Annotated in this window: 16 protein-coding genes and 2 tRNA genes; 2 read left to right on the top strand and 16 right to left on the bottom strand. The window is 61.4% G+C overall.

The annotated features are described in order from the left end of the window. The 10 genes from ACKUUJ_RS00655 to ACKUUJ_RS00610 form a co-directional block, all read right to left on the bottom strand. Positions 1-717 carry a formate hydrogenlyase complex iron-sulfur subunit gene (locus ACKUUJ_RS00655; RefSeq protein WP_409064310.1) on the bottom strand — a complete coding sequence of 239 codons (717 nt, stop codon included), beginning with the start codon at positions 715-717 and terminating at the stop codon, positions 1-3. Between the two features lies 1 nt (position 718). Then, the gene (locus ACKUUJ_RS00650) at positions 719-2,491 is read right to left on the bottom strand and encodes an NADH-quinone oxidoreductase subunit C (RefSeq protein WP_409064309.1); all 1,773 of its coding nucleotides are present in this window, start codon (positions 2,489-2,491) and stop codon (positions 719-721) included. A gap of 3 nt (positions 2,492-2,494) precedes the next feature. Beyond that, positions 2,495-4,054: a hydrogenase 4 subunit F gene (locus tag ACKUUJ_RS00645; RefSeq protein ID WP_161145199.1), complete on the bottom strand. Its 1,560-nt coding sequence runs from the start codon at positions 4,052-4,054 to the stop codon at positions 2,495-2,497. A gap of 3 nt (positions 4,055-4,057) precedes the next feature. Next, a complete protein-coding gene (hyfE, locus tag ACKUUJ_RS00640) occupies positions 4,058-4,711 on the bottom strand; it encodes a hydrogenase 4 membrane subunit (protein WP_022095199.1) in 654 nt (217 codons plus the stop codon). 13 nt (positions 4,712-4,724) lie between these two features. Beyond that, positions 4,725-6,182 (bottom strand): hydrogenase 4 subunit D, encoded by a 1,458-nt coding sequence (locus ACKUUJ_RS00635; protein ID WP_022095200.1) that lies wholly within the window; start codon positions 6,180-6,182, stop codon positions 4,725-4,727. 15 nt (positions 6,183-6,197) lie between these two features. Continuing rightward, the gene (locus ACKUUJ_RS00630) at positions 6,198-7,124 is read right to left on the bottom strand and encodes a respiratory chain complex I subunit 1 family protein (protein WP_022095201.1); all 927 of its coding nucleotides are present in this window, start codon (positions 7,122-7,124) and stop codon (positions 6,198-6,200) included. A gap of 12 nt (positions 7,125-7,136) precedes the next feature. Continuing rightward, a complete protein-coding gene (gene hyfB / locus ACKUUJ_RS00625) occupies positions 7,137-9,155 on the bottom strand; it encodes a hydrogenase 4 subunit B (protein WP_409064308.1) in 2,019 nt (672 codons plus the stop codon). Continuing rightward, complete coding sequence (locus ACKUUJ_RS00620; RefSeq protein ID WP_022095203.1) at positions 9,148-9,765, bottom strand: 4Fe-4S dicluster domain-containing protein; 618 nt, start codon at positions 9,763-9,765, stop codon at positions 9,148-9,150. The genes hyfB and ACKUUJ_RS00620 overlap by 8 nt, the downstream gene beginning before the upstream one ends. Before the next feature lie 78 nt (positions 9,766-9,843). Then, complete coding sequence (fdhF, locus tag ACKUUJ_RS00615; protein ID WP_409064307.1) at positions 9,844-12,066, bottom strand: formate dehydrogenase subunit alpha; 2,223 nt, start codon at positions 12,064-12,066, stop codon at positions 9,844-9,846. A 75-nt stretch (positions 12,067-12,141) separates the two neighbouring features. Next, positions 12,142-12,660 carry a 4Fe-4S dicluster domain-containing protein gene (locus ACKUUJ_RS00610; RefSeq protein WP_022095206.1) on the bottom strand — a complete coding sequence of 173 codons (519 nt, stop codon included), beginning with the start codon at positions 12,658-12,660 and terminating at the stop codon, positions 12,142-12,144. A gap of 428 nt (positions 12,661-13,088) precedes the next feature. On the opposite strand from ACKUUJ_RS00610, the gene ACKUUJ_RS00605 reads away from it, so the two are divergent. Continuing rightward, on the top strand, positions 13,089-13,412 hold the full coding sequence (locus ACKUUJ_RS00605) for a type II toxin-antitoxin system RelB/DinJ family antitoxin (RefSeq protein WP_409064306.1): 324 nt from the start codon (positions 13,089-13,091) through the stop codon (positions 13,410-13,412). Further along, positions 13,405-13,881: a PIN domain-containing protein gene (locus ACKUUJ_RS00600; RefSeq protein WP_409064305.1), complete on the top strand. Its 477-nt coding sequence runs from the start codon at positions 13,405-13,407 to the stop codon at positions 13,879-13,881. The genes ACKUUJ_RS00605 and ACKUUJ_RS00600 overlap by 8 nt, the downstream gene beginning before the upstream one ends. 110 nt (positions 13,882-13,991) lie before the next feature. Here the strand turns inward: ACKUUJ_RS00600 and ACKUUJ_RS00595 are convergent, their stop codons facing one another. The 6 genes from ACKUUJ_RS00595 to ACKUUJ_RS00570 form a co-directional block, all read right to left on the bottom strand. Beyond that, positions 13,992-14,993, bottom strand: coding sequence for a hypothetical protein (locus ACKUUJ_RS00595; protein WP_349114466.1), 1,002 nt, complete (start codon positions 14,991-14,993; stop codon positions 13,992-13,994). Positions 14,994-15,326: 333 nt separating this feature from the next. After that, a tRNA-Gly gene (locus ACKUUJ_RS00590) sits at positions 15,327-15,400 on the bottom strand. A 6-nt stretch (positions 15,401-15,406) separates the two neighbouring features. Next, positions 15,407-15,483, bottom strand: a tRNA-Pro gene (locus tag ACKUUJ_RS00585). A 91-nt stretch (positions 15,484-15,574) separates the two neighbouring features. Next, positions 15,575-16,933 (bottom strand): branched-chain amino acid transport system II carrier protein, encoded by a 1,359-nt coding sequence (brnQ, locus tag ACKUUJ_RS00580; RefSeq protein WP_349128483.1) that lies wholly within the window; start codon positions 16,931-16,933, stop codon positions 15,575-15,577. 77 nt (positions 16,934-17,010) lie between these two features. Further along, positions 17,011-18,150 carry an aminotransferase class V-fold PLP-dependent enzyme gene (locus ACKUUJ_RS00575; protein ID WP_409064304.1) on the bottom strand — a complete coding sequence of 380 codons (1,140 nt, stop codon included), beginning with the start codon at positions 18,148-18,150 and terminating at the stop codon, positions 17,011-17,013. After that, a complete protein-coding gene (locus ACKUUJ_RS00570; RefSeq protein WP_409064303.1) occupies positions 18,147-18,398 on the bottom strand; it encodes a DUF3343 domain-containing protein in 252 nt (83 codons plus the stop codon). Before ACKUUJ_RS00570 ends, ACKUUJ_RS00575 begins: the two co-directional genes overlap by 4 nt. Positions 18,399-18,416: the final 18 nt, after the last annotated feature.

Raw genomic sequence — 18,416 nt, 5'->3', positions numbered from 1 at the left:
TTACTCCTCCTTCGTATCAAAATCCATGATGATGCCCTCGACCGGTGCAGGTCCAGCGGGGATCTCGGGCGCATCGGGGTTGAGCTCGCGGTCGACATACTCCGGGTTCACGCCGTGGCCGCCCAGATACTCCATGCCGGGGCCCTGGGGCTCACCGGACGCAAGCGTCTCGTTGGCAGCCATGCCGCGCGCGTTGCCGGTCTTTACGGCCGAGGCGGCGCGCAGGGCGTCGAGCTCGCGCTTGCACTCCTGGCACATACCGACGGTACGGGCGGCCTGGATGGCCTCCATGCCGCCGGTCTTTTGCAGCAGGCGCTTGGCGTAGTCGATCTCCTTATGCGGGGCAAACGGCTTGCCGCAGCGCGAGCAGTGCTCGAGCGTGTAGACGCTCTTGCTGGTGAGGTCGTCCTTGCTCATGACGGCCAGCTCAAACTCCTCGGTGAGTTTGATGGCCTCCATGGGGCAGGCCTCCTCGCAGCGGCCGCAAAAGATGCAGCGACCGTAGTCGATCGACCAGGTGATGGTATCGGCCGCAAGGTCGGTGTCCATGCGAATGGCATCGGCCGGGCACGCCACGCCGCAGGCACCGCAAGCGATGCAGAGCTCGGCATTGTGCTCGGGCTTGCCGCGCATGTCCTTATTGGTGGGGAACGGCGCAAACGGGTACTTGACCGTCGCGTCGCCGGCCTTGGCGTTAACCTTCCAAAGCTTCAGCATATTAGAGCGCCTCCTCATCGAGCGGAGCGGCCATGGTGCCCTCGCCCGCAAGCGGCGACTTGTCGCGCCAGACGTTCTCGAACTGCTCCTTGTCGAGCACGTGGTCGCGCTTGGCGGCGACATCGGTCACCGTCACGCGGTCGGTGCAGGAGTAGCAAGGGTCGAGCGAGCCGACGATTAACGCCGCGTCGCCCACGGTGTTGCCGCGGAACATGTAGCGCAGGACCGGCCAGTTGCTGTACGTGGCGGCCTTGGCCCGCCAGCGGTAGCACTTCTGGTTATTGCCGAGCATGGCCCAGTGCACGTCCTCGCCGCGCGGCGCCTCGGTGGCGCCGATGGCGTACTTGTGCGGGGTGTACTCCCAATCCGTGGTAAGGATGGGGCCCGACGGGCAGTTCTCGAGCATGGTCTCGATCATGTCGATCGAATCGTAGACCTCCTGGATGCGAACGGCGGTACGGCCGAAGGCATCGCAGGTGTCGGCCGTAGCGGCGTGCATCTTCTGGACATCCGGATCGGCGTAGCCGTCGAAGGGATGGTCAAAGCGCACGTCGCGGGCATAGCCCGAGCCACGCATGAGCGGGCCGACCGGCGAGAAGTCGCGAGCGATCTTGCGGTCCAGAATGCCGATACCGCTCGTACGCTCAATAAAGTTGGGCGTGGAGAGCAGCATATCGACGAGTTCCTGAACCTCGGAGCGCAGCTGGTGGACGGTCGTGAGCGTGGAGAGCTTCTGCTCGGCCAAAATGTCGCGACGCACGCCGCCGATCACGTTGAGGCCGTAGGTCTTGCGGTGACCGGAAAGCTTCTCGGCCAGGTCCATGGACTTCTCGCGGACGCGGAAGAACTGCTGGAAGCCGGAGTCGAAGCCCGTGTAGTGCGATGCCAGGCCAATGTTGAGCAGATGCGAGTGCAGGCGCTCAACCTCGAGCATGATGGCGCGGATGTACTGGGCGCGCGGCGGGACATGAATGCCCTGGGCGCGCTCGACGGCCTCGGCATAGGCCACCGAGTGGGCGCAGCCGCAGATGCCGCAGATGCGGTCGGCGAGGAACGTCACGGCGTCATAGTTCAGGCGCGTCTCGGCGACCTTCTCCATGCCGCGGTGCACGTAGAACAGACGGTAGTCGGCGTCGACGATCGTCTCGCCCTCAACGAACAGGCGGAAGTGGCCGGGCTCGTCGGAGGTAATGTGCAACGGGCCCATGGGGACGAGCGTGGTCTCCTTGCCCTTGGTGTCGGCCAAGAACTCGTAGTTTTCCATGTCGCTCGCGGGAGCGGGACGGAAGCGGTAGTCCATGGAGTCCTTGCGCAGCGGGTACAGGCCGCTGGGCCAGTCATCGGGCAACACCAGGCGGCGACGATCGGGCAGACCCTCGGGAATCAGGCCGAACATGTCGCGCAGCTCGCGCTCGCCCCACACGCAGGCGGGGACGAACGGCGTCACGGACGGGAACGTCATCTTGGCGGGATCGACCTCGGCGCGGACGGTCACCCAGCCGGGATCCTCCCCCTCCATGGAGATGACGTAGTACACGGCGTAACGGCCGCACAGGCTGCGCTCATCGTTGCCGATGATCACGGGAATCCAGCCGTAGCGCTCGTAATACAGGTAGTGGACGGCCTCGGGCAGCTTGTCCTGCTTGACGGTAATCGTCAGCTGGTCCTCGCACTGCCACTCGACCTTCTCGATGCAGCCCGGAACGGCGCGGCGCAGGGCCTCGACATGGCTCTCGCAGCGACGGGCATACACCTTGTTCTCAGTTTCAATCATTCGTTACTCCACCTCGCTCTGAGCGGTCTCGGTACCGAACACAGCGCGGTACATCGGCGTCGCGTGAAGTTCCTCGGTGCTCTGCTCGAGCACGATGCCAGTCGCGGTCTCCACACCGTGCACGAGAGGCAGCGGGGTGGCGATGCCAAACCACAAGATCATGACAGCCAGGATGATTTCGGGGATAAGCATGAGCGCCGGGGCCTCATGCTTGCCCATGCCCTGGGGCGCATGGCCGAATACCGACTTGAGTGCGATGCGGGTGAGCGCGGAGATGGCCACGGTAAGACCGAGGGCGACCACGACGACCAGCCACATGGGACCGGCGGTAACGCCGGCGACAAAAGTCAGGAACTCAGAGATAAACATGCCAAAGGGCGGGAAGGCGGCAAGACCGAGCAGCGCCAGGATGGCGAGCGCGGCGGTTGCGGGGGCAACCTCGACGACGCCCTGGATCTTGGCCAGGCTACGCGTGCCAAAGGCGTGCTGGATGTTGCCGGACACGCAGAAGGCAAGCGTCTTGGTAAAGCCGTGGAACACGCAGTGCAGCAGGGCCGCGGCGATACCCAGCGGGCCACCGATACCCAGGCACAGGGCGATAACGCCCACGTTCTCCACAGACGAGTACGCAAAGCGGCGCTTGAGGTCGTCCTGGCGGAACATAGAAAGTGCCGCCACCAAAATGGACAGCGTGCCGACGATCAACAGCAAAAGCTGCGGATACTCGGCGCCCACGGCCTGGATAGTAAATCCGTAGAAGCGCATGATCACAAGCATGGCGCACTTAAGCAGCACGCCCGAGAGCAGGGCCGAGACAGGGCTCGGGGCCTGGGAGTGGGCATCGGGCAGCCAAGTGTGCATGGGGAACAGGCCGGCCTTGGTGCCAAAGCCGATCACGATAAACGCAAAGGCGAGGCGCATGAGCGTCGGGTCGAACTGGTCGGCATACGGCAGCACGCACGACAGGAATGCGGCCTCGTGGGCGTTGGGAATCACGTCGGCGGCGTTGGCGTAGATCAGCAGCGTACCGAACAGGCCGAAGGCCACGCCGGCGGTGCAGACCATCGCATACTTCCAAGAAGCCTCGAGGGCCGTCTTGTTCTTGTAGATACCCACCAGGAACACGGTGGAAAGCGTGGTTGCTTCCACGGCGGCCCACGTGAGGATCATGTTGTTGGACAGGCACGCGAGCAGCATGGTAAACACGAACAGACTAAACAGTGCAAAATACTGCTTGGCGCGCTCGGCGGGCATGGAGCCCTCCTCGATATCGGCCTTTACATAGGGCAGCGAGAACAGCCCCGTAAGAAAACCGATAAAGCCGATGAGCAGCACAAAGATGGCGCCCAGCGAATCGAGGTGGAACCACAGGCCAAGAGCGCTCGCGGTTTCGCCGCTCATAAGGACGTCACCGGCCGTCATAATCGACAGCACCAGGACGGCTGCGACGGAGACCAGGTTGAGACCGGCAAACACGTTATAGGACGTGTTCTTGGGCAAAAACGCCATAACCAGCGAGAACACCAAAGGAGTCGCGAGCAGGGCGAGAATCAACGTTTCCATGGACTACCCCCTCAGCTCGGACAGGTCGCGCGCATCGAGCGAGTGGGAGTCGTCCCAAATGCGACGCACGACGATGGACATGATGATGACGGCAAAGATGGCGTCGGTGGCGATACCGATCTCGATGATCTCGGGAGCGGTGGGGGCCAAAAGCGCAAGCGTCACGTGGCTGCCGTTTTCCATAAGGCAGTAACCAAAGATCTGCTTCATGATGTTGCGCTGCGAGATGATGCAGGTGAGGCCCACAAAGAAGTGAGCGAAGCTAATAGCGAGCGCAGGCGTTGCGACCTCGGCCGTGGGCAGGCTGATCTGCGTCACGACGGCAAAGCAAATCGCGACCTCCACGGCGATGATGCAGATGGCCCACGCGGGCTTAAGGCCGGCCTTGAGTGATGCGTCGCTCGGCTCGCCCATCTTCTTGTATGCGCGGTTGAGGATATAAGGGACCAGGACGACCTTGGTGATAAAGGCAGATCCGGCCCACATAAGCAGCTCCTGCGCACCGGTGGTGGCACCGAGCGTAGCGAGCAGCCCCACGAGCACCAGCGACTGCACCGCATACCAGTTGATGGCATGTTTGATGTTCTTGGAGACGACCACCATGGTGGACGTGACGATCAGAAGGCCGCCAAGGATGTTGACGATCGAATAACCCATGTCGTTCTACCTCCTAACCGATCCAGCTGGCCGAAAGCGGGCCGCTGACGATGACCATGATGATGAGCACGATGAACACGAACGCCATCGCACGGGGAAGCGGGGCTCCCGCAGCGACCTCTTCGCTCGGCTCGCCGGGCAGGCAATAGCCCATCCACTTGAGGAACCAGGCGAAGGTGGCGACGGTCTCGGCGACCATGATGCACACGAGCACCAGGATCGCGACGTTGCCGGCACCTACAGAAAAGCCGCCGGCGATGATCTGGAACTTCGAGAAGAACGTGTTCATGGGCGGCACGCCGGCAATAGCGAGTGCCGCGACACCGAAGCCCACGCCTGAGATCGGGTACTTCTTTACGATGCCGCGAAGCTTGGGCAGCATACGCGTGCCGAGCGTAAAGGAGAACGAACCGGCGATCAGGAAGAACAGCGTCTTGGCGAAAGCGTGGTTAAAGATGTGGCAGACGGCGCCATCGAAGGCCAGCTGGCTGCCAAAGACCGAAAGGCCCAGACCAAAGAACACATAGGAGAGCTGGGCGATCGTGGAGAAGGCCAGCAGACGCTTCATGTCCTTTTGCGGCAGGTACATAAGGAAGCCAAAGAGCATGGTGACCATGGCGTCGATAATGGCGACCCAACCCACAATCTCGGGGATCTCGCCGGCAGAGACGAGTGCACGCGCGAACACGCACACGCCGACCTTAACCATCGAGGCGCCATGCAGGTAGGCCGAAACAGGCGTCGGCGCCTCCATGGCCGAAGGCAGCCACATGTACATGGGAACCTGCGCGGACTTGGCCCAGGCCGCAAACAGCACGAGCAAAAGGACGATAGCCTTGAGCTTGGCGTCGAGGCCGGCAATCGCGGTAATGGCGAAGGTACCGGTATGGGCAAACACGATGGCGGCGCCCAGATACAGGCCGAGCGCACCGATATGCGTAATGATCAGAGCCTTCATGCCGGCCTTCTTGGCCGTAGGCGTCATGTAGTAGCTAATGAGGCCCCAAGAGCACGCACCCGTGATCTCAAAGAACACGAGCTGGCCCAAAAGGGTCGAGCTGTACACGAGACCGGCCATGGCGCCGATGAAGGTCGCGAGGTACGCGTAGAAGCGACGACGCGGTGCGTCGGGATGCTCACGGTTATTCTCGCTCATATAGGGAATCGAATAGATCACGACAAGCAGGCCGATACCCACAAAGGCGGGCGCGAGCAGCGTGCTCATGCGATCGAAGGTGAATCCCATGACGAGGGTCTGCCCAAACGAGATCAGGGGGACCTGCGTGTCGGGCATGCCGGCGCCAGCGAAATTCGCGGCGAGGGCGATGGTGCAGACCGTCGAGACGGCGGCACCCAAAACGCTGAACCACTTGGCGTACGGACGGGGGAACAGGGCGACGAGCACCGAGGCCACCATCGGGGCCGCGATAGCGACCAAGCCGAGAAGGGACAGACTGACTGCAAATGACATTGTTTCTCCCTTCTCCTACACGCCGACGACCACGAAGACAAACGCCAGAACGGCGATGCCCACGACGGCCCAGGTCTGATTGCCAAGCACCTTAAAACGCGAGCGCGAGCAGGAGTTCTCGATCACGCCGCATACGACAAAATCGATCAGGCACTTCACCAGGAAGATGACTGCACCCAGAACAGCGGCGGCGCCCACGGTCGCGGGCTCGCCCCAGGGGACGAAGATCGCGCAGAACCAGGCGACGACCAGGACCTGCTTCATGGACATGGCGAGCTTGGCCATCGCAAGCGACGGGCCGGAAAGCTCGGCGAGCGGGCCCTCCTGAAGCTCCTGCTCGGCCTCGGCCTGATCAAACGGCAGCTTGCCGAGTTCCATGTAGCAGGCAATCGCAAAGGCGATGCCGGCGAGGATTACGGCGACCGGCGCGTCGATGGCGCCCGTCATGATGTGCTGACCCATGGTGGCGATGTCGGTGGAACCGCACACCAGGGCGGCGGCAAACAGCGCCAGCAGCATGGACGGCTCGATGAGCACGCTCATGAGCAGCTCGCGGACGCCGCCGATACCGGCGTAGGCGTTGGACGAATCCACGCCGCAGAGGGCGAAGAAGAAGCGGGCGAGCGCCAGGCTGTACATGATGGTGATGGCGTCACCAAAGACCGGGATGGGGCTTTGCGCCGTAAAGAGCGGCAGGCCCATCGCGAGCATAAAGGCGACGGCGAAGAACAGCGGCGGCATAATGCGCAGCGCAAAGCTCGCGTCCTCGCTCTGGGACTCGGGGCGCGCAAAGAGCTTGGCCAGGTCGCGATAGTCCTGCATGATGCTGGGGCCGCGACGGTTGTGCATCTTGGCGCGGATCACGCGGCCGAGACCGGAGAAGAACGGCGCGACGGCCATGACGACCACGCCCTGCAGAACGGCAAGTACGATGTTGTTCATGCTCTCCCCTCCTTAACCCATTTGCACGGCGAGCACGAGGAACACCACGAGTGCCGCGACGATGTAGCAGATATAGATGCTGTAGTTGCCACCCTCGAGCTTAGTCGCGAGGTCGGCGAGCTTCTCGACACCCTTATGCGGGGCATCGACGAGAACCTTGTCGGGTACGGGCTCCACAGCCTCGGCCACACCGGTGAGCTTCTGGAAGAAGTGCGCGATGGACCAGCAGACGGCCGTGCAGCGGTCGCGCAGCGTGTAGAGCGGCTGCATAAACCAGGACACCTCGGAGGCAAAGGTCGTGGCCACGACGGGCATATGCTCGTTGGGAGCATAGCCGCATGCCCACGGCTGGGACTTCTGCACCTTGCCGACGGTCTTGAGCTTGCGATAACCGCAGGCAAGACCGACGAGCACCACGAGCGCAATAGCAATCGCGGGCGTGGAGGTGGCAGCGCCGGAGTACTGGTTCATGAGCTCCATGCCCTCGGCGGCAAACACGCCACCGTACGGATGCAGCACGGACGCGGCGACATCGACCAGCACGGGCGCGATCACGGGAGCGCCAATGCCCAGCACGACGCAGATGGCCGCGAGCAGGCCCTGCGCGAACACCATGGGGGCGGGAACCTCCTTGGCATTGGCCGCAGCCTCGGAACGGGGCGCGGAGGCAAAGGAGACGCCATAGGCCTTGACGAAGCACGTGACAGCCAGCGCGCCGGTAATGGCAAGCGCGACGGCTGCGAACACGGCCACGATCATGACGGCCTTGTCGCCCTGCATGGCGGTGTTAAACAGCGACTGGTAGGTAAACCACTCGGACACAAAGCCGTTGAAGGGCGGGATGGCCGAGATGGCAAGCGCGCCAACAAGGAAGCAGATGGCCGTTGCCGGCATACGACGGAACAGGCCGCCCATCTTCTCCATATTGCGCGTACCCGTGGAGTACAGCAGCGCACCGGCGCCCAAGAACAGCTCGCCCTTAAACATCGCGTGGTTAAACGTGTGGTAGAGGGCGGCCATCAGAGCCAGGACGGCGATGCCGACCGAGTTGAGCGCCATGGCGGCCATGGAGGCGCCGACGCCGAGCAGAATGATGCCGATGTTCTCGACGGAGTGATAGGCCAGCAGGCGCTTGATGTCATGCTCCTGCAGGGCGAAAGCCACGCCGAGAACTGACGAGATCGCACCGAAGACCATGACCATAAGGCCCCACCAGAGCTGGACGCCCGAACCCGCGAGCAGGTCGAGACCGACCTTGAGGATTCCCAGGATGCCGATCTTGATCATGCCGCCGGACATGAGGGCGGACACGTTGGACGGCGCCTCGGGGTGCGCCTGGGGCAGCCAGGAGTGCAGCGGGATGATACCGGCCTTTGCGCCGAATCCGAAGAACGCGAGGACGAAGCACGCGGAGGAGACGGCGGGTCCAAAGTCATGCGTACGGAAATCACTGAAGCTGAAGGAACCGCCCACGCCGTTGGTCATGAGCAGGAAGCTCGCCATGATAAGGACAAAGCCCACGTGCGCGATGACGAAGTAGAGCCAACCGCCCCTAATGGAGTTCTTGTTCTCCTCGATAACGACAAGGAAGTAGCTCGTAAGGGACATAAGCTCAAAGGCGACCAGGAACCAGAACACGTTGTCGGCGGTGATGACGAGCATCATGGACGCCACGAAGGTGTTAAAGAAGAAGCCGGCGCGGCCCTTTTTGCCCGGGTACTCATCAAAGTAGTTGAGACCGTAGATCGAACCGGCAAACGCGAGCACCGAGATGAGCGCCACGAACAGGCCGGACAGCTGATTGAGCAGCAGCTGGAAATGGGCAAACGGGAAGAACACGATGGTGTCGACCGACGTGACATCGCCCAGCACGGCCTGGATACCGGCCACAAACGAAAGCACCGCGGCGACGGCGCCGATAAGGCAGCCGGCGGTCTTGGCGGCATTATCGGCCTTGATCAGCAGAACCGAGGCGAGCGCACCGATGCACGAGACGGCAAGCGATGCGACAAACAGCGTCATGCTATCCATTGTTTACGCTCCCTTCTGCTTTCTCGGACAGGCCCTGGGCCACAGCGGTAACGTCGACGACCGGACCGTTTTCGATCGAGCGCAGGCGCTTGGCCTCGTCGAGCTCGCGATCGGCCGCGCCGCCCATGACGGTCAGCGCCTTGGTGGGGCACGCCGCCACACAATGCGGGCCGTCCGGATCGAAGGCGCACAGATCGCACTTGACAGCGCAGGTGTACTGGCCGGGAGCCCACGTAAGAAGGCTGCTCAGGGACTTAGGATACGAAGGCGTCGGGTCGCACATGCCTGCGACACCGGCGATAGACGTGCCATCGGGATGGATGGCACCGAAGGGGCACGCGATGGCGCACAGCCTGCACCCGATGCACTCCTGCTCCTTGACGTGGATGCGGTCGCCATCGTGCTCGATGGCATTCACCGGGCAGACCTCGGCGCAGGGGGCACCCTCGCAATGGTGGCAGGCAAGGGCGGCCGAAATACCGCCGGTCTTCACGAGCGCCAGGCGCGGCGTATCCTGAAGACCCTGCATCCGGTGGGCGTCGGCACAGGCGGACTGGCATGTTCCGCAGCCGATGCACCTCTCCGGGTTGATGTCGATGAAGCGGTTCATCCCCACTTCCTTTCAAAATAACGGGCCGGGCTCCCGAACGTACGGGACGCCCGGCCCAAATAGCCAACGAGAACGGGACTACACGATTTGATTCACGTGCGTCTCGTCGTCGAACTTGGCGGCGCCAGGCTCAACGTCCTGGGGAGCGGCGGCGTCCACCAGAGCCTGCTTGAGCTCGGTGTACTGACGCTCGACCTCGCCCTCTGCCCAGACCTGGTCGGCGATAGCGTCGACCTGGCAGGCGGAGAACTTGTCCTCGGGCGTATGCGAGACCGGGTCGACCTTGTGCATGGTCAGCTCGTTGCACTTGCCGATCCACCACTGGTAGGTCATGTAGACCGTGCCCTTGTTGATGCGATCGCTAATGTCGGCGCGACTGTATACCTGGCCGCGGCGGCTGTGAATCGAGACGATGTCGCCGTTCTTGATGCCGCGGGCCTTCGCGTCCGCGGGATTCATGCGAACGAAGCCGGGCTCGTCGGCAAGCAGTGCCAGCGTCTTGCAGTTGCCGGTCATCGAACGGCAGCTGTAGTGGCCGACCTCGCGGACGGTGCACAGGATGAGCGGGTACTCATCGTCGGGAAGCTCGGAGGGCGCCTCCCAGTCGTGCGCCATAAGGTTGGCGCGGCCGTCCTTGGTGGTGAACTTGCCACCAGCGAACATATCGGGCGTACCGTGGTCGTTCACATCGGTGCTCTTGACCGGCCACTGGGCGTAGCCGCCCTCGGGAGCCATCTTCTCGTAGGTTGCGCCCACAAAGTTGGGGCACAGGCTAATGCACTCGTTCCAGATCTGCTCGGTGTTGTCGTAGTGCATGGGATAGCCCATGCGCGTAGACAGGTCCGCGAAGATCTCCCAGTCGTGGCGGCACTCGCCCTTGGGCGGAACGGCCGCGTCAAAGTGCTGGAAGCTACGGTCGGATGCGGTAAAGACACCCTCGTGCTCGCCCCAAGAGGTAGCGGGCAGGATGACGTCGGCGAGCATGGTCGTCTGCGTCATAAAGATGTCCTGGCAAATGAACAGATCCAGCTCGGAGAGCGTCTTGCGCATACCGGCCGAATCGGGCTCGGTCTGCACCGGGTCCTCGCCGTAGTTGTAGAAGCAGTGCACCTTGCCCTCGTCGACCAGGTGGCCCAGGTCGGTGAGCTTGTAGCCCTCCTCGAGCGGGAGCTTTTCCTCGGGCACGCCCCAAGCCTTGGCAAACTTGGCACGCACTGCCGGGTCGGTGACCTTCTGGTAGCCAGGGTACAGGTTGGGCAGCATGCCCATATCGCAGGAGCCCTGGACGTTGTTCTGGCCACGCACGGGCGCGAGGCCGGAATTGGGTTTGCCGATCTGGCCGGCAACGCAGGCGATGGAGGCGATGGTGTGCACCGTCTTCAGGTTCTGCTTCTGCTGGCATACGCCCATGCCCCAGCCAATGATGGCAGAGGGCTTCGCCGTGGCGTACATCTCGGCAGCTTGATGGATCAACGCGGGCTCGACACCCGTGATGTCCTGTACGGATTCGGGAGTGTAGTTCTTGATGGTCTCCCACCATTCGTCAAAGCCGTTCGTGTGCTCGGCGACGAATTCCTTGTCGTAGAGGCCATCGTTGACCAAGCAGTTGGCAAAGGCGTTGAGGAACGCAACGTTGCAACCGTTCTTGATCGGAAGGTAGAGATCGGCGATACGCGCGGTTTCGATATGGCGCGGGTCGGCGACGATGATCTTGCAACCCTTTTCTTTGGCTCGCACGATACGCCTTGCGACGATGGGGTGCGAATCGGCAGGGTTATAGCCGAAGAGGAAAATGCAGCCCGCATCCTCCATACCGGGGATGGAGCATGACATGCAACCTGAACCAACCGTGTCCATCAGACCGAGGACAGTAGGGCCGTGTCAAGTACGGGCGCAGTTGTCCACGCTGTGGGTGCCGATGCACGCACGCGTAAACTTCTGCATGACGTAGTTCGCCTCATTGCCGCCGCCTCGCGAAGAGCCGGTGGTCATGACAGCGTTAGGACCATATTCGTCAATTATGGCCTGCATCTTAGATGCGGTGAAATCCAGCGCCTCGTCCCAGCTTACGCGCTCAAGATCCGCGCCCTTAGTGCGGCGGATCATCGGGTGCAGTACGCGAGGAGTCAAGATCTTGGTGTCGTTGATGAAGTCGTAGCCGCTCATGCCCTTAAGACACAGCTCGCTCTGATTGGTGATGCCGTTGAGCGGTTCGGTGCCCACGACCTGGCCGTTTTGGACCAGGAGGTTAAACTGGCAACCGGCGCCGCAGTACGGGCAGATCACTTTATGCTTCTCCATGACACCCTCCTTCCTTTTTCTGCTACCGAATGCTCGGTACTTATTTGACAATCATTGGGCTTGTCGCCCCAACGCTTACGCCTCGTTTTCGATGGTGGCGCGGGCACGCTCGGCAGTCAGTTCTGCCAGGCGCTCCTCGTCTACCAGGGTGAGGCCCTTGGTCGGGCACGCCTCGGCACACGCCGGACCGCCGGGACGGTCCACGCACAGGTCGCACTTGAGCACGAAGCTCTTGGTCTGCGAGCCCACGCGAACGTCGCCCATCAAGACCGGAACCTGCGTGGTTGCCACGCTCACGGCGCCAAAGGGGCATGCCATTACGCAGCTCTTGCAGCCGATGCAGTTGTCCTCGTTGACGCCGATGCGATGGTTCTTTGGATCAAAGAACAAGGCGCCCGTAGGGCAGGCCTTGGCGCACGGAGCGTCCTCGCAGTGGTGACATGCCACCGGCGCGGAAATCTCGTAGGTGCGCGTTACGCGCAAGCGAGGTGCGGCGATGTTGCCGGGAATATCGTGTGCCTCGATGCACGCCGCCATACAGGTTTGGCACCCAATGCAGCGTGAAGAATCAGCCACGACTCGTTTATTGCCCATGTTGTTCACTCCCTCCTGAATCCCATGCCGGAGAGACCCTGTCGACGTTGCCCCAAGCCGCCCGTGGCCTGGCATCGACGAATCGAATGCATGCGGCGAAACATGCACTCGGTAGAGTTTCTCCAACGATATACAGGTTAAATATACGCAGTTGCAGGGGGCAAACTTGAGCATAGGCCCTGCAATACGGGTGTATTGCAGAGGTTTTGGCAGGTTGGAATTATTCTCGGATAGCTATAAAGGTGAGTGTATTACATACGTACATCCAAGGGAGATTTCACGCTCGTTTATAAAGAATGTAATACGTTTGATATATATTTCGCGCTCATTAACTTGAGTGCAATAAAGTAGTGGTTATAAGATTGGTTATTATTAGCCAATGCTGTATTTGACCATTTATATTGCACGCTCATTAAGGGAGGCCAGTGATGTCATCGACTCAAAAAAGAGCCATCCTGCAGGTGCGCATTCGCGAGGAAGACAAGCAGCATGCCGAACATCTCTACGACGCCATGGGCACATCGCTCGCCGAGGCTGTCCGCCTATTTGTCGCGCAGAGCATTTTGATGCGCAAGCTTCCCTTTCAGCCAGTCACCGTGCGCTCAAAGGTTGGCACCGCCGCCTATGGATCGCTCAAAGCATATGGTGACCCCAATCGCCGCGCCGAGGAACGCAATGCCTGGATTGAGTACCTTGCCACAGAAAACGACGATTCGATTTTGGGTCCCGAGGAAGTAGATATCCATGAGTAGCACCATCATCGACGAGACCGTCATCCTGCGCTACCTGCTTGACGACGACGAAGTTCTGTCCCCGCGCGCCGCCAAGGTCATCGCCACGCGCACCGCTCGTGTCTACCCCGAAATCATCACGCGCGTCGTGGTCACGCTGCGCGACGTCTATAAGGTTCCCCGCGTTGAGATTGCTGCGGCTATGAAAAGGCTGCTCGATGACGTCATGGTCGACGAGCCCACCGTTGTCGCCTTTGCCATCAAACTCTTTGGCAAAACCCATATGGACTTTACCGACTGCCTCCTCGCAGCCCGAACCGGCATCTACAACGATGATGTCGTGAGCTTTGGCAAGCCCATCATCCAAGGCATGATCGATTACCGCCGCCAGCGCCAAACCGCTGCCGACGCCCGCGACCGCGCCGCCGAATCCCGCAGCCGAAGCACCGACTCCACCATCGACAAGCTCCGCCACCACGGTCGCCACTAACCCCATCCCCTCCTAAGTTGCGGTGAAATACGGACTGTTTTTGCTGGTCAAACCGCAAAACAGTCCGTATTTCACCGCAACTTATTGAAGGTGGGCCGCGAACGATTTCGCTATCGGGATTCGGCGTAGGGTTTTGTTGTCGGAATGCCGTAGCCGCGCATCATGGCACCGAACGATTCTACGTCATAGGTGTCCGAGAGTTTGAAATGAATGACGTTGTGGCCCATGGCGCGAAGGTTCGCGTCGCGCATGAGGGCCGCTCGATACGTTTTTGCCGCCGCCTGCTCTGGATCATTTTGAGCTTCGTCTTCAAACTTGCCTAGCCCATGCAGCTCTGCCAGCGTCCATGAGCCGCCTGGCATCTGCCAGCCATAATCTGCTAGATAATAGCCAGCGTTTCCCGGTCGCGTTATCTCAACTTGAAGCTCGGGCGCGGCAACCCCAGCGAGAATCATCGCTGCTCTCGCCTCAGACTCGCCGCCATTGTCTGACCTGCCGTCCATATACTCAAAAACGTCAAAAGCACGCGCGATGCCATGCAACCCTCGGCAATTTGCCTGCGCGTATGCTCGCAGTTCTTCGCGTTCGACATCGTACTCACGGGCCAAGCCATCGACATAGCCCAGCGCATAGCGAAAGGCGCTCGTTCGAGCGATATCAACAACCGTTCGACACGGATCCGTCAGTGTAAACAGACCTAGCCGCCACACTTCGCCCGCCCGCCAGCGCTTGTATTCAACGAACTCATACGTATCACGCCTTGTAGACCGTGGCAGCAGTACTTGCACTTTATCCAGAAGCGTATACGCCGAGCCGATGCCGTAGAGCAGCGCTGCCGTCGATCCGCAAAACACAGCATCCGGTTCAACGACCGCAATAGCGGATGCCAGCTGAAAGATGCGATCTTCAACCCCAAGATTATTCCAATAGACCGGATCCGCATACACATGGTTGTAAAGACGAAGCATGAGCTCTTCCTGCATAAGCTCGCGCGCACGGCGTTCATCCCAAGGATCAATTGTTATAAGCAGCTGTCCATCTTGATGAATTCCAACGGCCGAGAATAGCATTCTTGCATATGACTGCGGAAAATGTTTGCCTTTATCGAGCATGGCCAACCCCATAACCATCACGGCGGAGAGAATACCATTACGCTATCGCATGCTTCCGTCCGCAGGCCTTGCCAAAAGCTGACCAAAAGCTTGACGCCGCAGGTCAGAGCTTCAAAAAATAATTCCACTCTCGGTAGACGGTCGCTACGACCCTCCCAACGGCATCAAAATCCAACCTTACAAATAGTTGCGGTGAAATACGGACTACATGGGCCATAAAAGCCGGAAAACAGTCCGTATTTCACCGCAACTTAGGAGGGGATGTGGGGTCCCCGGCATGTATATGAAAACAGCTCTGGTCCCAAAAAGAATCAGAGCCATTCATCTATCTTATGGAGCGGGCGACGGGAATCGAACCCGCGTCATCAGCTTGGAAGGCTGGGGTTCTACCATTGAACTACGCCCGCAAGATATGGTCGGGACGACAGGATTTGAACCTGCGACATCCTGCTCCCAAAGCAGGCGCGCTACCAAACTGCGCCACGTCCCGAAGGTGTTGAGCAGCTAAGGTCTAAACCTTGCGTGTCCCAAAGCGAAGGAAATTATAGGGGAGACTTCGCGCCTATGCAAGCGACGATACCCTAGCTCCTCGAATGTGCGACAAACTGGCTATGGGCCAGGCCTATCACAAAGGCCACCACGGCGACCGGCGCCCACGCGGCTCCAATGTCCGCCAACGGCAGCGCATCGAACGGCAGCCACACGCCCGCAAAGAACGCGTCGCGGACCGAGGTGATCACACTCTGCACCACGACCACGCCGCCGACCCAAACCCACACCTGCGGATGGGCGTCGCAAAAACCGTGCACCAGGCCCATCAGCACCAGCACAATGGCGACGGGGTACAAGGCGTTGAGCATGGGCACCGAGAACATGAGGATCATGTCGAGGCCCACGTTGGAGAGCACGCACGAAAACGCCGCGAACACAAAGGCGAGAACCGCAAAGGGACGGCGCATGGCCTCCTCGGAGGCCTCCGCTCCCCCTTCGACCACATACGTCTCACAGAAGTAACGCGAGCAGCAGCTGATGAGGCCGATGCACACGTTCATGCAGGCAAGGAAAAAGATCGCGAAGACCACGACCGTGCCGGCAAGGCCAAAGTGCATGGAGGCAGAGCGGGCAAGGATGGCAGCGCCGTTGGTGGCATCGGGCATAACCGTACTGAGCTGCATGCCGGCAAGCGCCAGGCCGCAGTAGATGACGGCCATGAGCGCACCGGCGATCACACCGGAGCGCGAAATCTCAAAGGCCACGCGCTTGTCGTCGGTAACGCCCAGCTCGTGGATAGTCTCGGCGATGATAATGCCGAAGGCGAGCGACGCGAGCAGGTCCATGGTCTGGTAGCCGGTCAAAAAGCCCTGCACGGCAGCACCCGCATCGTAGGGAGCCTGAGGCGCGGCAACCGGTCCCAGCGGCGAGATCACGGCAGCACCCACAACCAGCACGATGAGCGCGATAAGCGCGGGGCCCGTAATGCGGCCGAGCACGCGTGTGATGACACCCGGGCGCAGCGTGAGCACAAACGCGACTGCGAAGAACCCGATGGCAAACACCAGGCGAGCCGTGCCAAGCGAGACACCCTCGGGCAGCAGCGGCACCAACATCTCGAAGGCCGTGGAGCTCGTGCGCGGAATGGCCAGGCACGGGCCGATGGCAAGATACACCGCCGCGACAAAGAACTCGCCAAACTTGGGGTGCACGCGGCCGGCAAGCTCGCGCGCCGTTCCGGCAAGCGCCACGGCGATAAAGCCCATGACGGGCAGGCCGATGGCGGCAACCAGAAAGCCGAGCATGGCGACCGGCGTGGCAGAACCTGCCTGCAGCGCCAGCAGCGGCGGGATAATGAGATTGCCGGCGCCAAAGAGCATCGAGAATAGGGCGATGCCGACAGTGACGACATGGTCGGAGCGCAGACCACGCGGGGTGGATGAAGCCATGGGACCACCTTTCGGGTCGAAACAAAAACGGGACGGGCAAAAACACCCGTCCCGCAAGTATAAACGGTCTAGCAGCTTTAGCAGGCTAAATCGCACAGAGCATCGATAGCCGTGTCGACTTCTTCGGTCGTGTTGAAATACCCAAACGAGAAGCGAACAACACCCTGGCGCTCGGTCCCGAGCGCGCGGTGCATGAGCGGAGCGCAATGGGCACCGGGGCGCGTCGCAATCCCCCACCCTTGCATGAGCGCGTCCGAGATCTCGGCAGAGTCGATATCGCCCACGTTGAGCGACACGATCGCCGAGCGCGCGGGTTGGTCAAACGCACCGTAGAGCTTAATCCCCGGAATCTCGCGCACACCGGCAAGGAAGCGATCAGCGAGCGCACGCTCGTGGGCAGCAATCGTCTCCACCCCACCCTGGGCCTCGATAAAGTCGAGACCAGCGGAAAGGCCGGCGATACCGTGGCCGTTGAGCGTGCCCGCCTCAAGGCGCGTGGGCCACTCAAGCGGCTGCAACGCATCAAAACTGTGCACGCCCGTGCCGCCCATGGCCCACGGCGCCACGTCAATGCCCTCTGCCACGGCCAGGCCGCCGGTCCCCTGCGGACCCATGAGCCCCTTGTGGCCGGTAAAGCACACCACGTCGAGCCCCATGGGCTGCATATCGATATGCGCCGTGCCGGCAGACTGCGAGGCATCGACGATCACGAGCGCGCCGGCCGCATGGGCCATGACAGCCACGCGCGCAATGTCGACCGCGTTGCCGGTCACATTGGAGGCGTGCGTCACCACCACGGCACGCGTGCCCGGCGTGACCAGCTGCTCGAGCTCGTCGTAGTCGAGCACGCCGTTCGCGTCGCAGCCCGCATGCTCAACGGTCACACCCTGCTCTGCCGCCAGGCGGTTGAGCGGCCGTAGCACCGAGTTGTGCTCAAGCACCGTCGTGACCACGCGGTCGCCGGGGCACACCACCCCGTTGATGGCGGTGTTGAGCGCCGCCGTAGAGTTGGGCGTAAAGCACACATGGTCCGCCCGCGGGCAACCCAAAAGGCACGCGAGCTTGGCACGGCAAGCGTGAATCGTACGAGCGGCATCGAGGGCACCCGACGTGGCGCCGCGCCCGGCATTGCCAAGCGAGCACATCGCCTGCGTCACGGCATCGATGACCGTCTGCGGCTTGTGCATGGTCGTCGCCGCGTTATCCAGGTAGATCATCGCACGACCTCCCACATATCAATCACGGTATAGCCCTCGGTGGGAACGCCCGCCGCGGCAAGCTCGCCGCGCAGCAGTTCCTCATCGGCAGGCAACGCCTTCCATGCCAAACCGCAGCCGGCAGCGACCTCCCCGGGCACGGGAATCGTGCGCCCGGGAAGGCCGCGCTCGATGCACAGGGACTCGCAACCCATGGCGGCCGCCGTGGTGGGAAACGCGATAACAAGCGCCGGGCGCTTCTCCCTCATGGCAACTCCAACCAATAC

Source organism: Collinsella sp. wc0583 (genome assembly GCF_046116915.1).
Classification (GTDB): domain Bacteria; phylum Actinomycetota; class Coriobacteriia; order Coriobacteriales; family Coriobacteriaceae; genus Collinsella.
This window is presented reverse-complemented; position numbering and strand designations above follow the sequence as displayed.

Bases quoted from the DNA above. Each gene is read 5' to 3' on its own strand.
- ACKUUJ_RS00655 (WP_409064310.1), bottom strand. From the start codon at position 717: ATGCTGAAGCTTTGGAAGGTTAACGCCAAGGCCGGCGACGCGACGGTC.
- ACKUUJ_RS00650 (WP_409064309.1), bottom strand. From the start codon at position 2,491: ATGATTGAAACTGAGAACAAGGTGTATGCCCGTCGCTGCGAGAGCCAT.
- ACKUUJ_RS00645 (WP_161145199.1), bottom strand. From the start codon at position 4,054: ATGGAAACGTTGATTCTCGCCCTGCTCGCGACTCCTTTGGTGTTCTCG.
- hyfE (WP_022095199.1), bottom strand. From the start codon at position 4,711: ATGGGTTATTCGATCGTCAACATCCTTGGCGGCCTTCTGATCGTCACG.
- ACKUUJ_RS00635 (WP_022095200.1), bottom strand. From the start codon at position 6,182: ATGTCATTTGCAGTCAGTCTGTCCCTTCTCGGCTTGGTCGCTATCGCG.
- ACKUUJ_RS00630 (WP_022095201.1), bottom strand. From the start codon at position 7,124: ATGAACAACATCGTACTTGCCGTTCTGCAGGGCGTGGTCGTCATGGCC.
- hyfB (WP_409064308.1), bottom strand. From the start codon at position 9,155: ATGGATAGCATGACGCTGTTTGTCGCATCGCTTGCCGTCTCGTGCATC.
- ACKUUJ_RS00620 (WP_022095203.1), bottom strand. From the start codon at position 9,765: ATGAACCGCTTCATCGACATCAACCCGGAGAGGTGCATCGGCTGCGGA.
- ACKUUJ_RS00610 (WP_022095206.1), bottom strand. From the start codon at position 12,660: ATGGGCAATAAACGAGTCGTGGCTGATTCTTCACGCTGCATTGGGTGC.
- ACKUUJ_RS00605 (WP_409064306.1), top strand. From the start codon at position 13,089: ATGTCATCGACTCAAAAAAGAGCCATCCTGCAGGTGCGCATTCGCGAG.
- ACKUUJ_RS00600 (WP_409064305.1), top strand. From the start codon at position 13,405: ATGAGTAGCACCATCATCGACGAGACCGTCATCCTGCGCTACCTGCTT.
- ACKUUJ_RS00595 (WP_349114466.1), bottom strand. From the start codon at position 14,993: ATGCTCGATAAAGGCAAACATTTTCCGCAGTCATATGCAAGAATGCTA.
- brnQ (WP_349128483.1), bottom strand. From the start codon at position 16,933: ATGGCTTCATCCACCCCGCGTGGTCTGCGCTCCGACCATGTCGTCACT.
- ACKUUJ_RS00575 (WP_409064304.1), bottom strand. From the start codon at position 18,150: ATGATCTACCTGGATAACGCGGCGACGACCATGCACAAGCCGCAGACG.
- ACKUUJ_RS00570 (WP_409064303.1), bottom strand. From the start codon at position 18,398: ATGAGGGAGAAGCGCCCGGCGCTTGTTATCGCGTTTCCCACCACGGCG.